The 13,266-nt window shown below is 64.5% G+C and carries 19 protein-coding genes; 15 read left to right on the top strand and 4 right to left on the bottom strand.

Going from position 1 to position 13,266, the window contains the following annotated elements:
- Positions 1–19 precede the first annotated feature (19 nt).
- The 8 genes from ACIA76_RS35910 (at position 20) to ACIA76_RS35875 (ending at position 4,636) form a co-directional block, all read left to right on the top strand.
- Complete coding sequence (locus tag ACIA76_RS35910) at positions 20–1,021, top strand: LLM class flavin-dependent oxidoreductase (RefSeq protein WP_397158610.1); 1,002 nt, start codon at positions 20–22, stop codon at positions 1,019–1,021.
- 82 nt (positions 1,022–1,103) lie between these two features.
- A complete protein-coding gene (locus tag ACIA76_RS35905) occupies positions 1,104–1,766 on the top strand; it encodes a flavoprotein (protein ID WP_397158608.1) in 663 nt (220 codons plus the stop codon).
- Complete coding sequence (locus tag ACIA76_RS35900; RefSeq protein ID WP_397158606.1) at positions 1,763–2,746, top strand: hypothetical protein; 984 nt, start codon at positions 1,763–1,765, stop codon at positions 2,744–2,746. The genes ACIA76_RS35905 and ACIA76_RS35900 overlap by 4 nt, the downstream gene beginning before the upstream one ends.
- 8 nt (positions 2,747–2,754) lie before the next feature.
- On the top strand, positions 2,755–3,054 hold the full coding sequence (locus ACIA76_RS35895) for a transposase (protein WP_397158604.1): 300 nt from the start codon (positions 2,755–2,757) through the stop codon (positions 3,052–3,054).
- Between the two features lie 167 nt (positions 3,055–3,221).
- Entirely contained in the window at positions 3,222–3,374 is a 153-nt protein-coding gene (locus tag ACIA76_RS35890; RefSeq protein ID WP_397158602.1) for an LxmA leader domain family RiPP, read from the top strand.
- A 287-nt stretch (positions 3,375–3,661) separates the two neighbouring features.
- Complete coding sequence (locus ACIA76_RS35885) at positions 3,662–3,886, top strand: hypothetical protein (protein WP_397158600.1); 225 nt, start codon at positions 3,662–3,664, stop codon at positions 3,884–3,886.
- 385 nt (positions 3,887–4,271) lie between these two features.
- Positions 4,272–4,433, top strand: a complete 162-nt coding sequence (locus tag ACIA76_RS35880; protein WP_397158598.1) for an LxmA leader domain family RiPP — start codon at positions 4,272–4,274, stop codon at positions 4,431–4,433.
- A 26-nt stretch (positions 4,434–4,459) separates the two neighbouring features.
- Entirely contained in the window at positions 4,460–4,636 is a 177-nt protein-coding gene (locus ACIA76_RS35875) for a hypothetical protein (RefSeq protein WP_397158596.1), read from the top strand.
- A gap of 183 nt (positions 4,637–4,819) precedes the next feature.
- Here ACIA76_RS35875 and ACIA76_RS35870 read toward each other — a convergent pair whose 3' ends face one another.
- Positions 4,820–5,137 carry a transcriptional regulator gene (locus tag ACIA76_RS35870; protein ID WP_397158594.1) on the bottom strand — a complete coding sequence of 106 codons (318 nt, stop codon included), beginning with the start codon at positions 5,135–5,137 and terminating at the stop codon, positions 4,820–4,822.
- Positions 5,134–5,544, bottom strand: coding sequence for a hypothetical protein (locus tag ACIA76_RS35865; RefSeq protein ID WP_397158592.1), 411 nt, complete (start codon positions 5,542–5,544; stop codon positions 5,134–5,136). The genes ACIA76_RS35870 and ACIA76_RS35865 overlap by 4 nt, the downstream gene beginning before the upstream one ends.
- A 103-nt stretch (positions 5,545–5,647) precedes the next feature.
- Between ACIA76_RS35865 and ACIA76_RS35860 the strand changes: the two genes are divergently transcribed.
- From ACIA76_RS35860 to ACIA76_RS35840, 5 genes are all read left to right on the top strand, one after another.
- Positions 5,648–5,812 (top strand): hypothetical protein, encoded by a 165-nt coding sequence (locus ACIA76_RS35860; RefSeq protein ID WP_397158591.1) that lies wholly within the window; start codon positions 5,648–5,650, stop codon positions 5,810–5,812.
- On the top strand, positions 5,812–6,714 hold the full coding sequence (locus ACIA76_RS35855; RefSeq protein ID WP_397158589.1) for an ABC transporter ATP-binding protein: 903 nt from the start codon (positions 5,812–5,814) through the stop codon (positions 6,712–6,714). The genes ACIA76_RS35860 and ACIA76_RS35855 overlap by 1 nt, the downstream gene beginning before the upstream one ends.
- A gap of 107 nt (positions 6,715–6,821) precedes the next feature.
- Positions 6,822–7,931 carry an ABC transporter permease gene (locus ACIA76_RS35850; RefSeq protein ID WP_397158587.1) on the top strand — a complete coding sequence of 370 codons (1,110 nt, stop codon included), beginning with the start codon at positions 6,822–6,824 and terminating at the stop codon, positions 7,929–7,931.
- Positions 7,932–8,148: 217 nt separating this feature from the next.
- On the top strand, positions 8,149–9,906 hold the full coding sequence (locus ACIA76_RS35845; protein WP_397158585.1) for an ABC transporter ATP-binding protein: 1,758 nt from the start codon (positions 8,149–8,151) through the stop codon (positions 9,904–9,906).
- Between the two features lie 191 nt (positions 9,907–10,097).
- A complete protein-coding gene (locus tag ACIA76_RS35840; RefSeq protein WP_397158583.1) occupies positions 10,098–10,247 on the top strand; it encodes an LxmA leader domain family RiPP in 150 nt (49 codons plus the stop codon).
- A gap of 1,030 nt (positions 10,248–11,277) precedes the next feature.
- Here ACIA76_RS35840 and ACIA76_RS35835 read toward each other — a convergent pair.
- Entirely contained in the window at positions 11,278–11,745 is a 468-nt protein-coding gene (locus tag ACIA76_RS35835; protein WP_397158581.1) for an alpha/beta hydrolase family protein, read from the bottom strand.
- A gap of 365 nt (positions 11,746–12,110) precedes the next feature.
- Positions 12,111–12,293, bottom strand: coding sequence for a hypothetical protein (locus ACIA76_RS35830; protein ID WP_397158580.1), 183 nt, complete (start codon positions 12,291–12,293; stop codon positions 12,111–12,113).
- Between the two features lie 183 nt (positions 12,294–12,476).
- Here ACIA76_RS35830 and ACIA76_RS35825 point away from each other — a divergent pair, with 183 nt between their 5' ends.
- Positions 12,477–12,821, top strand: a complete 345-nt coding sequence (locus ACIA76_RS35825; protein ID WP_397158578.1) for a ribbon-helix-helix domain-containing protein — start codon at positions 12,477–12,479, stop codon at positions 12,819–12,821.
- Positions 12,818–13,204: a hypothetical protein gene (locus ACIA76_RS35820; RefSeq protein ID WP_397158577.1), complete on the top strand. Its 387-nt coding sequence runs from the start codon at positions 12,818–12,820 to the stop codon at positions 13,202–13,204. The genes ACIA76_RS35825 and ACIA76_RS35820 overlap by 4 nt, the downstream gene beginning before the upstream one ends.
- Positions 13,205–13,266: the final 62 nt, after the last annotated feature.

Genomic DNA, 13,266 nt, shown 5'->3' with positions numbered 1-13,266 from the left:
CGCACGAGAAAGGCACGTCATGGGGGGCAACCCGTCGTCCTCGTCCGAGGCCACCATCAGCACACTGATGCCGCTGCAGCCGATCGATCTCGGCTCGACACTGCCGTATGCGCGACTGGCGGCACGCACCCGGTCACAACGACTGTGGTGCGGACAATCGCTGAACATCGAAACCCATCAGATCTTCGCCGCGCTAGCCGCCTCCGGTCTCGGACTGCAGTTCGGATCCTCGGTCACGCTGACGCCGCTGCTGCACCCCGCGCACGCGGTCGTGCACGCCCGCTCGGTCGCCGCGCTGTCGGGCACCACCTACATCAGCGGATACGGGCCCGGGGCGAAGATCTTCCAACGCGTCACCCGCGGTGCGCCCTACCCGTCGGCACTCGCGGCGATGGAGCAGTACCTGACGATCATGCGCGCACTGCTCACCGAGGAGGTCCTCGACATCACCGACGGCGAATGGGCCTGCGCCGGAATGGAACTGCCGCCGCTGGACCGGCCGCCGGTCGAGATCGGGTTGGGTGTTCTGCGGACCGGCATGGCCGAGCTCGCCGGACGCCACGCCGACTGGGCCATCACTTGGCTGACCCCGGCCACCTACATCCGCGACACCCTGCTGCCGGCGATGACCGCCGCCGCCGACGACGCTGGACGACCGGTGCCCCGCGTGGCCGCCGTCGTGCACTGCGCGCTCGCCGCACCCGGCCGCGACCTGGCCGAGATGGCGTTCCATTCCGCCGGTCGGCATCTGTCGGCCCCGCACTACACCGACATGCTGCGCCAGGCCGGACTCGACGTGCACCGCTCCGACCCCCGCGCCGGAGCGCAGGCCCTGCTGGACGCCGGCGTGTTCGTCACCGGCTCGGCCGACGATGTCGCCGCCGAAATTCACCGCTACCACCAGGCGGGCGTCACCGACGTCATCGTCAACGTGTTCGGCGTGCAACTGACCCACGGCACCGGTGCCGCGCTCGCCGACCTGTCCGCGATCATGTCGGCCGCCGAACAGGACAAACCATGACCACGCACCGCCGACCGACCGGCATCGGCACCCCCGGCCTCTTCTACCCGTCACCTCCACCCGAACCAGCAGGTGATCGGTGGTGTCGCTGCATCGATTCACCCGATACAGCGGCAGTACGGGTGGTGTGCCCGTGACCGGGCCACAGCTCGAGCCGGCTGCCGCCGCGCCGGATTTCCGGGGACGGCGCCTGTTGTACGTGGTGACTGGGGGCGTGCAGGCGATGTTCTTGCCGAGCTGGCTGACATGGCTGCGCGCCGGCTACCCCGACCTGCAAGTCCGTCACATCCTGACCCGCGCGGCGACCCGGTTCGTCACACCCACCATCGCCGCGGTCGCCGCCGGTGGAACGCCCGGACTTCTCGACGAATGGCCCGACCAGCCCAGCTCCGCACTGCACGTCGAGCTGGCCCAATGGCCCGACACCATCCTCGTGCACCCGGCCACCATGCACTTCATGGGCCGTCTCGCCCTCGGTCTGGCCGACACACCGGCACTGCTGGCATTGCAGTGCACGATGGCGCCGATCGTGGTCTGCCCGTCGCTGCCCCCGCACGGACACCTGAATCCGGCCTACCGGCGCCACGTCCTGGAACTCAGTGCCCGCGACAACATCACCGTGCTACCGCCGACCTACGGTACCTCGATCTCCACCGGCGAGACCGGAATCGGCACCCCGGCACAGCTCACCGACGCCCTGCACGCACTGGAACAACTACGTCAATGGGGGGACAACACACCGTGACCGTCAGCCACGCCAACGACACCGAGAACGCCGAGGCCGCCCAGGTCATCGAGACCTTCAGCAGCGGCTACCAACTCACCGAAATCGCCCGCACACCCGACGGAACAGTGCGATGGACCCGCCGCCCGGGACTCAACCGCACCGACCGCTACCCACCACCACATCCGGACTTCCGACGCCGCGCCGCCAGCGTCTCGGACACCGACTTCGCCTTCCACACACCGACACACAGCACCGCCGATCACGCGGCGTGGTCGGTGCCCGGCGCGCGCACCCTCGCCGCACACATGCTGGCCGGAACCCGCGAACCGCAACTGCTGCACACCGACCTGCTCGCGGCCGGACGAGGCCTGGCACGACTGCACCGGCTGCCCGTCGAACCCAGCCTGGCAGGTGTCTACCCGGAGCCCCGCTGGCCACGCCGGTTCCTGGACTGGCTGCGCAGCGGCCAGGCACCCCGCGCGGGTGCCGCATGGCACTTCAAACTGCGTCGACACCTCGGGCCACGGCGTTGGCAGACCCTCCTCGACATGACCGACCGCATGCTGCACCAGCAGAGGACCCCGGTGGTGCTGCACGGATGGCCCTCCACGGGCAGTCTCGTGCTGGCCGATGACCCGACAGCGTTTCCCCGCATCGCGGTATTGTCCGGCCTTGAGGTAGCGCTGGGGGCGGCCGAGGTCGACCTGGCCTGCCTGCTCGGTGAACTGGTCGAGTTCCGCTACTACGCGCAGAACGCGGGCAACGCTGTCCACGTCGCCGGAGTGGACGCGGCCGTCACCGCTCTGCTCGACGGCTACGGACCGGCAGTCGACCGATCCGCTGTAGCCACCGGCGCCGTCGTCCGGGTGGCCACCCACGCCCACGACTTCGCCGCCTACGTCGGCTGGCACACCGCCCTGGACACCTACGCCGCCATAATCACAGAACTGTTGGACGACCCGGACAGAACGGTACCCACGGACCCTACACGACCGTAACCACACCCATGCCGAGAAAACCAGCACTGACCGCAGAAGAAAAAGGAAAACTCGTACTGCAAGTAATCGGGGGAAGCCGGACCCTGGCCGACGCCGCCCGGGACGTCGAGGTCTCGACACAAGCGGTCGTGAATTGGCGCAAGCAATTCATCGAAGCAGGCGTCCGCAGTTTCTCGCCCGCACGAAAGGATGCCGAGGCCGAACGTCGCCTTCGTGAACTGCACGGACAGATCAGATCCCTCAAATTGGCCCTGGCGGATGCCCACCTCGCACTGAGAGAATTTCGCCGCCGAACGCTCCACCGATAAAATATTCCACGAAACGTTGCTACTGGCCGAGAGTCCGGCCAGCTCAGCCGGGATGCGGGAGCAACTTTCCCCGGCAGCGGCATCACGGGCGAACGTCTCCCGTGGTGTACTGGCTGCGCGAACCGACGATTCGCGAGAATCATTTCGACAGACCAAAAGGAACTGTGATGGAATCCAATCTGATCGCTGGCTACCTGGCGTACACCACCGCTGACGAGTTCGGCACCAGCGCCGCGGGTGACGCTCCGGCCTCGACCATCACCAATGTCATGACCACGACCTGCGCTACCGGATCGTACACGCTGCACACCGGCTGCTGATCCGGACACCCGAGGTCAGCCCCACCCGGTTGACGAGGCGGGTTGGCCCGGCCTCGGGTGTGCCGTCCGCTCATCGCGACTGGTCTGCTGCCGCGGCTGCGGCGTGGCTCGCGATCTCCAGCAGGTGGTCAGATGCTCCTGCAGGGCGACAGCTGCACGTTTGTCCGGCGGCAACGGTCTCGGCGGTGACACCAGCGCCTGTCGATCCGCATCCCAATCGAGGCCTGGCTCGGCATCCGCCGTGATCCTGACCTACGTCCCGGACCACTACACCGGGTTACGCGCGCATGCCGACCGAACTGCTGGACGATCTCGTCGACACCCCAGGTGCCGAAACTCAAGCCGGAGTGAACGGGTTCGCCCCGGGTCAGAAAGGACCCGGACACCCAACGTCGCTTGCGCGAACTGGACCGGCAAGTGAGGACGCTGAAGTCGCCTGGCCGACGCGCATCTGGCATCGCGAGCAATACGACGGCGGCCACACCTCCGATAAAAAAATTCCTAAAGGTTGATCTTCATCGCCTGAAAGTCCACGTCACCTGCGATCTCCGTCCAACTTTCGTCGCTTCTCCGATCGCCCGCCTGGCCATCTCGTGATGTACTTGCCTTCGAATCGACGATGATTCGCTTCAACACCAAGCATCCATCGTCGGTCTTGTGTCGATAAACAGCGCATCCGCCACCTTCCACTATTCTTGCTGACCCGTCCGTTCACGAAAGGTGTCGGAAATTATGGCGTCCGATCTCGTTGCCGGTTATTTGGCGTACGCGACTGCTGACGAATACGGTGCGCAGGCTGAAGGCAATCCACTGCAGTCTGTCATCACTTCGATAATCAGCGTCAGTCGCCCATAGTTGTTCTTCCCAATCTACATCGAGAAAGGAGGTGAATAAATCATGGAGGAAAATCTCATTGCTGGCTACCTCGCCTACACGACTGCTGTCGAGTTCGGGGCCCATGCCACGACTGAGGCGCCCGCTACCTCGCCGACGACGGTGACCGTCGCCACGGCATCGGCCTCGCTCAGTTACAGCATCACCAACGGCGTCGGATGCTGATCCGATAAACGAAGAGAGGTTCAATCATGGAATCCAATTTGATCGCTGGCTATCTGGCCTACGCCACCGCCGACGAGTACGGTGCGGGCGCCTCGGGTGAGGTCATGGCATCCACCCCGTCGGTGTCCGTCACCATCACTGTGGCCACCTCCGGTGCGTCCGTTAGTGCCAGCGTTGCTGCCACCGCCCACTTCGGCTGCTGATTCACGCTCGGAAAACAGGTCGCCACATCGTGGAAGCTGATCTCATCGCTGGTTACCTAGCATATGCCACGACCAACGAGTCATGATCACCACCTGAGCGACCACGTCATACACCCTGCACACCGGGTGCTGACAACCTAAGCGCGGCCGGACGGCGAGACGTGCATTCCTCCCGGATCCACGTCATCGCTCATCCGGCCGCGCTGCCGCCGTTGCCGCGGCCGCGGCGATCTGCTGCAACGCCGCCAGGTGGGACTGTAGGGCAGTGCGCCCGTCCGTGGTCAACGCCAACCACGTCCGCGGCCTCTTGCCCACGTACCCCTTGTGGATCTGGACGTATCCCAACTCCGATAGAACCGTGGCCTGCTTGGATAGATTCGACGGTGTCAGCCCGCAGTAGTCCTGCACGACCTGGAATTCGGCTCGCTCACATCCGGACAGGTAGCTGACCAGCTGGATGCGGAGAGACGATTGCAGCGCCGGATCCAATTTCGCCGTCATCGCCATCTGCGCAGCATGACTGCCACCGCGATCCCCAGCGCGATCCCCAGACCGACGTAGAACCAACGCATTTCGGCTGTCGCGCTCACCGCGGCCACGAACATCGCCGCCGCAGAGATCAAATGAGCGCCGAGCGAATCGCGAGCCGAACCACGCAACCCGGTCAGCCCGCGTCGCCGACGAGACCAGAAGAACAGTCCCGCCGACGCCGCGGCCAGGGCCACGGCCCCGACCAGAAACAGCGATCGGATCACGCCGTTGGGGGAGTACTGCCCGCTCAACGCCACCGCGGCTCCGGTCAACACGCTGCAGGTCACCACGATATGCGTCGGCAGCCGCGGCAGGACCGCATCACGGTAGGCGGCTCTGGCGTTTTCCAACTGCTCTTGCGCCTCTCTCGGATCCATGCATACCATCATGGCAACTTCTTTCCATCATGGCAAGTAGTTCCGTTGGTTCAAGACGCGCAGCGTCGGAGATGATCTGCGCATCGACGAGGGAGGGGACGACATGTTCCAGCACCACACCGGCCACGACGATCAGACGCCGATCATCGCCGACCACCTTGAGCAGTCCGAAAACGACTGCACGGCAAATGGCTCCATCGAGGACGAACAGACCGCCGCTGCAGTGACGATCGTGGCCACGGTCGCGGTCACGATCGGAGCACTCTGATGCCGGCGCCGGCGACCCTGAAGGTCGACCACGTCAGCAAACGTTATAACGGCGTGACCGCACTCGACGACATCAGCCTTGAAGTCCGCGCCGGCGAACTCGTCGGCTTCGTCGGCGGCAACGGCGCCGGCAAGTCCACGACCATGCGCATCATCCTCGGCGTGACCGCCCCCGACTCCGGTCGGGTGACCATCGGCGCCCACCCCGTCGATTTCGACACTCGCCGCAGGATCGGATACATGCCCGAGGAACGCGGCCTGTATCCCAAAATGCCGGTCGCCGCCCAGCTGATCTACCTCGGCCGCCTTCACGGACTTTCGGCCGACACAGCACGCGCGGCTGCGCACGAGTGGCTGCACCGCCTCGACCTGGCAACCCGCGCAGACGACACCGTCGACGCCCTGAGCCTCGGAAACCGGCAGCGAGTCCAACTGGCCGCCGCCCTCCTCCACGACCCCGACGTGCTGGTCCTGGACGAACCATTCTCCGGGCTGGACCCGATCGCCGTCGAGGTGATGAGCGAGGTGCTGAAAGAAAAAGCGGCCGCCGGAGTATCGGTGCTGTTCTCCAGTCATCAGCTGGAACTGGTCGAGAAACTGTGCGACCGCATCGCCATCATCGCCGCCGGACGGATCCACGCGTTCGGTACTCTCGACGAACTCAGCAGCCACAGCGGCCGCCACGTGGAAGTGACCGCACCCCTGGCTCCCTCAGGATGGGCCGACGGCATCCCCGGCGTCCGGGTGGTTACTCACGACCATGGGCACACCCTGCTCGAACTGACCGGCGACGCCGACGACCAAGCCATCCTGGCCGCCGCACTGACAACCGGGCCGGTCCATTCATTCACCACCCGCCGCCCTCCGCTGGCCGACCTGTTCCGAGAGGTGGTAGCAGCATGAGCCACACCATCGGCACCTACCATGCCGTCCGAACGATCCTGCTCGTCGCCCAACGCGAATTCGGCACCAGGATGACCAAACGAGCCTTCGTCATTACCAACGCCATCGTGCTCACCGTCATCGTGATCGCGGTAGCGGTGCTGTCGTTCGTGACCGGCAAGGTCAACCACCCAGCACCCGCCGCCGTCGGCCTAGTTGCCAGCGCCCAAGATCTGGCACAGCCGTTGACCGAAACCGGCGCCGCGTCCCACACCCCGATCCATCCCACGCCGCTGCCCGACATCGAGACCGCCCGCACCCAGGTCCGTGCCGGCACCCTCGCCGTCGCCCTGGTTCCGGACGGCCGCTCCTACACCGCGATCTCCCGCTCCGGCCTCGACAACGATCTCGCCCAGGTGGTCGACACCGCCGTGCGCACCCAAGCCACGAACCACGCGCTGCAACAGCACAGCGTTAACCCGACGGAAGTGGCCACGCAGGTCGCCGCAACCAGCGTCCACCCCATTGCCCTGGACCCGCCCGACCCCCACCGCGGTGAACGCATCGGCATGGCCTATGCCACCATGCTCGTCCTGTACGGCGCACTGCTGCTGTTCGGTGTACTGGTGGCGCAAGGCGTCGTGGAGGAAAAGGCCAGCCGGATCGTGGAGATCCTGTTGGCAACCATCAAGCCGGCGCACCTGCTCTGGGGAAAAATCCTCGGCATCGGTGCGCTGGGGCTGCTGCAGACCGCGCTCCTCGGCGTCGTCGCCGTCGGATCCGGTATCGGCTTTGGGGTCCTGACACTCCCCGGGACAGCCATCGCAGTCCTGGTCTCCGGGCTCGGTTGGTTCGTGCTCGGGTATCTGTTCTTCGCCGTCGCCTACGCCGCGGCCGGCTCCCTGGTATCGCGGCAGGAAGAAGTAACCGCCGCCACCATGCCGCTGACCCTGCTCGCCGTGGCCATGCTGGTCCTCGCACAATTCGTGGTCGCGCAGCCGGACTCGGCGACAGCGGCGGTCGCGAGCTGGATCCCGCCGTTCTCCGCGATCCTCATGCCGATCCGCATCGCCGCGGGCGGCGTCGACGTTCTGCAGATCCTCGGGACGATCGCGATCATGCTGGTGTTCTGCCTGGCTATCGCGATGGTGGCCGCACGCGTCTACCAGAGGTCGGTTCTGCATGTCGGCACCCGAATGTCGTGGCGGATGGCTCTTCTCCAACCCCGGCGCGGCTGAGAGCGCCAACCGACGCCCGGCTGATCGTGCGCCGATTATCCGGCACGATCAGCCCGGCGACGTCATTGCGAGTGAACCCCTCCCGCCGTGCGGCTCGGGTAAGTTTCGCGAAAAACTTTGGCGAACAGGTGAATTCGTCCCGGCAGGGGCCGACACGAGCTCAACTTTCCCTCAGCTGTCGATGGCCCACCGCATCGGTGAATGATCTACTGCCGCTATGGATGCTGAGCTCAGCGGGGGCGCGCCTATGAATATGTGGGGTATGGCGTGGCGACAGCGAAGCCTGCTGGTCGTCGCCATCGCCGTAGGGATGATCGGTGCTGCGGTGGCATTGATTCAGCCCTTGGTGATCCGGGAATTGATTGCGGCGGCTGCCTCACACGCGTCGGTCGGTGCTCCGATCGCCGCAGTGGGAGTGCTGTTCAGTGTCGATGCCATCTTGATGGCTGTGCATGCGTATCTGCTCGGACGGGTGGGGGAGAACATCGTCTTCGACATACGCCGCTACCTGATCGGGCGACTGCTGCGGGCGGATCTGGCGGCGTTCCGCCGCTGGGATCTCGGCGATCTGCAGGCACGGATGGTCACCGACAGTTCAATTGCCAGAATGGCGTTGTCGGAGTCGTTGGCGCAGATACTTACCGCAGGCCTGTCGGTGACCGGCGCCCTCGCGCTCATGGCGTGGATCGACCTGAAACTGTTCGCTCTCACCGTGATTTCGCTGGGAGTATCGAGCCTGGTCTGTGTGCTGCTCGCTCGGAACATACGGGTGACCGCGATCCGCAACCGCGACGACACCGGCCAGTTCGCGGCCAATCTGCACCGGGTGTTCGGCGCTCTGACCACAGTCAAGGCCTCGCGCGCGGAGTCGGCGGAGGAGGAGGCCATCAGCAAGCAGGCTCGCGCAGCCCGCGACTCCGGCGTACGCACGAGCGCGCTGATGGCGCTGCTGGTCCCCACCATGAACCTTGGGACACAGATCTCCATCGCCCTGGTCGTCGCACTCGGAATGGCCTGGGTAGCAACCGATCACATGCCCGCAGCCGACCTCACCGCGTTCCTGATGTACCTGTTCTACCTCATCACACCACTTGTCACCCTGTTCCTCGCGATAGGTCAACTCCAACAAGGACGAGCCGCCATCAAACGGGTCACCGAATTAGCGGCACTCCCCGAAGAAGACCAAGGACCCCGCAGATCGCGCAGCGTGCCAGCCAGCACCGATACTGCCGCCGTGGAGTTCGACAACGTGACCTTCGGCTACGACCGTGCCCCTGTTCTCCAGAATGTCTGCTTCATCACGCCTCTCACCGGGCTGGTCGCCGTGATCGGCCCGTCGGGCGCAGGCAAAACGACGCTGCTGCAACTCCTCGAGCGGTTCTACCAGCCTGCCCACGGCGCCATCCGCCTATTCGGGCAGAACATCAACGACCTGCCGCTGCACGAAGTCAGGAAGCTCGTCGGATACGTCGAGCAGGATATCCCGTTGCTGCGCGGCACGATCCACGACAATCTCACCTACGCCGCACCCACCGCAACCGACACCGAGATCGGACAAACCCTGGCGCTGGTCGGCCTCACCGACGTCGTCGCCGACATGCCCCACGGGCTGGCCACACCGCTGGGTGACCGAGGCGCCGGACTGTCGGGTGGAGAACAGCAACGTCTCGCGATCGCCAGGACACTGCTGCAGAAACCGAAGATCCTGCTCCTCGACGAAGCCACCGCGCACCTGGACTCCGACACAGAGACCAGATTCCGGCACGCGGTCTCCCACGTCGCCCAGGAGCGGGCGGTGATCATGATCGCGCATCGCCTGTCGACCGTCATCGAAGCCGACACCATCATCGTGATGGACGCCGGCCGCATACATGCCATCGGAACCCACGCCGACCTGATGGAAACCAATCGGCTGTATCAGAGACTTGTATTACAGCAGACGCTGGATACAGGAGCCGTCGGCTCGGTGGCGTAGCAAGCAGTGTCGACAATCCGTTGGCTTCCTGATTCATGGCCCGCACTCGTTGCGGAAAGGAAAACGCTCCTTGATCGATCATGCCTTCGCGCAAGTTGCTTCGGCACGCGAACACGTCGGCTCGCAGCGAGCCGCGCTCCGAAAGGAATCCCGGGTTCGCTGCTGAACCCGGCCATAGGAAAGTAGAAATCATGGAATCGAACCTCATCTCCGGCTACCTCGCCTACACAACTGCCGCCGAATTCGGTGCCGAGACCACTGGCGACGCCCCAGGAACCTATCCGACAACGACCATCGTGTCGGTATCGATCGTCTCTCAAACCATAGGAAGCCACTGCTAATCACAACCCACCCGACGCCGCTACGGCCATGCTGATCAGCTCGAAAGCGAGTCAACGCATCTCCATGGCGGCTGGTGGCGGGTTCGCGTCGGGCGGCGTCGGAGGAAACGGGGGCTTTCTGCACGCGATACAGCACCGCTGCTACCGATGGCGCTGCGGCGGTCGCTACCGCCGCGGACCGTGCCGCCAGCCCCTTCTCGTGCTTATCAGGCACCTGCATCGCAGGTTGCTAGGTCAATGATGGTGTGAAGAGCACCGCTGCGACAAACACAGCGTCCACATCAGGGCTATCGCTCATGCAACTGCCAATGAGTTCGGCCAAGTAGTTGGCGATATGCCTGGAACGTTCTCGAACTGATGAACTGAAATATCATGAGATAAGGATCGAAACCATGGAAGCTAACCTGATTGCCGGCTACCTGCTTATGCCAGCACCGACGAATACGGCACCAGTGCTGTCGGCGATGCCCCGGCCACCTCGCCGCCCACGCCGAGCACGGTCATTCCCAGCGTCTCCATCAGCGTCGTTTCCACCGTGTCCATAGTCGCCACCTACAGCCACCAGTGCTGAACCGAAGCACTGCAATCTGCTGACGAGATGTCCCGGATCCGTCCGGGACATTCTCATGCAACTCCCGCATGTGACGGTGGCATATGATCCAGGCTGACCTCGTGAGTCGGTGCCGTGCCGTGCCGAGCCGTGCGCGCCTTGCCGAGCCCGTTCCGTGTCGCGCCGCCGCCGACTCTACGGTCAAGCGGCGACATTGGCGACGGGGGACGGACTCTCGGGACGTTTGGTCCTCGGGACGGGCCTGGCTTCGAGAAGCCGTGCGCGCCAACGGTACTCCCGGCCGTAGGCTGAATGGTTCCGGTGTGCACGGATGAGGTGATCGTCGAGCTGAAGCGGTTCGGCGAGAAGCGGCCGGTCGCGATGGTGTTGGACCGGTTGCGGGTGGAGATCGACCTGTAGGAACCTGAGGTCCTCTCGCTGATCCGGGAGGACCAGTCGGGCGTGCGGGATTGCCTGCGGTTATCCGGATTGCACGTGAGCGTCGAGCCACTCGCCGAGGGTGTCGAGGGCCGTCTGGTCGATGAGTTGGAAGTCATCGGTCAGCACGGTCGCGGTACGGCCCAGAGAATGCCCGAGGCCGGGGAACTGGTGCAGAGTGTGGTCGCGGTTTCCGATGACGAACAAGGCAGTATCCAGTGCGACCGCCCCGGCGGCCGGGACGTTGGCATCGTTGGAACCCTGCAGTACCAGAACGGGTTTGGACAGTTTCGGGGCCTGGTCGAGCACGGTGGGAAGGGCGCGCCCCGGCCCGTAGATCTCGTAGAATCCGCCGGGCTGTAGGGCACGATCGAGGTAGTCCTCTGTCGCAGGACGGAATTCGAGGTTCACGTCGAGCTTGCCGTCGTGGTTGAGGTCGAGTTCCGGCCTGACCGTGAAATCGCCCGCCGGGGCGTCGACAGAGCTGATGATCACCCCCAGCCGTGCCATCAGGCCCCCGTCACCGAACCCGAGCAACTCGTCCTCGACCTCACGCCCGTGGAACCAACCTCATGAGACAACACAGCTAGCTCGATAGTCGTGACGTATACAAGAAAAATTGTCAGGCTAGAGTGATGGATCGAAGGCACTTACGCGCGTGACAAATAATCTTGTAATAGTCATGCGGATAGAGGTAGTGTCGAAGTCTCATGTCCGGGCTATCGTCGACATATGGCTGCGCGCGGGCCGACCGACCGATCTGGCCGCCCGGTAGACGGTGTCGAGCACTCATGGCCATCGGTCACGCGAGATGGGATTCTAGAGTGCGGGCGGAACTGTCCTGGTAATTCGGGATCCGAGCGACAACGATTCCGCTAGTCAGCGGCGTCGTCGGCAGTCGGCACCAGGTGGGTGATCTCGGTCGGCCACCGATACTTGCCGGGCGCACCGTCGGGCAGCTCGACGGTCTCGATCATTGCTGTGTTGCCGTCGATCTCGACGATCCTGAACACGGGGACGCCCGCCGTGGTTATCCGAACCAATGAACCTACTTCCACGGCAGTCAGCGTAGCCGCTGGAACCGACTGCACGGTCTGCCTGCTCTCGTAATCGGACCCGGCTGCCGATTTCCGACCGTGTCGGCCCCGCGACCACCGATGCCGCATGCCGATATTCGGAGCGAAGGTGTCTGTTGTCGGAAACTCCTCGGCTGCGAGGAGGTGTCGGTAAGAATTGCGAGGGTGGACGCGCTGGTGGTCGCGGGTGGAGCAACGCCGGGCGAGTCCGGCCAGGGAGGTGCGGCGGCTTTACCGGCGATACACACTGGAATCTGCTGGAGTGTGTATTCTGTGGTGGTGCGGATCAATATCTCTATCCCCGATGACCTTCATGCCGAGATCAAGGCGCTCTCCGACGACGGTGACGCTGAGTCGGTGAGTGGTTTCCTTGCGACTGCGGCGCGGAAGGCGCTGGCGTACTACCGTGATGCTCGCATGATGGATGAGCTGTTCGGGCCCGCGGGGCTTGAGGAGCAGGCGCTGATTGAGTCGATGCGTAGCGCGGGTAGCGCTGGTCACGCCGCGTGATCACTGGCTACGTTTTCGATACCACCGCGCTCGTCAACTTCGTAACTGGTGCGGGCATCTACACCAGGGCCGCAGTTCGCGCTGCTATCGCCGATCAGGGGACCATCGTTGTGCCCTCCGCCGTGCTCGCCGCTGGATGGCGGAGCGTGCCCGAGCCCGCCCGCAAGGTGCTCGATCGCGTCAGTTCCATGGAGGTCTTCCATGTCGACGATCTTGATGACGTGATCGCCCAGCAGGTCGGCCTACTTACAGCGGGTACCGACCTCGGCGTCGACGAGGGGCAAGCTGCCTGGTCCGCACGCATCCGCCAGTGGCCCCTTGTCACTGCGCGTGGCGACCGCTATGCCGGCATCACCCGCCTCACGATCGATCAGATTCCTTGAGGCTCCAATCCCAATCCACCTCCAAGCCGAAGTGAAGAGTTGTGCCGGTGAGGAGCTGGGTG

Source organism: Nocardia sp. NPDC051570 (assembly GCF_044454005.1).
In the GTDB taxonomy this organism is placed as follows: domain Bacteria; phylum Actinomycetota; class Actinomycetes; order Mycobacteriales; family Mycobacteriaceae; genus Nocardia.
This window is presented reverse-complemented; position numbering and strand designations above follow the sequence as displayed.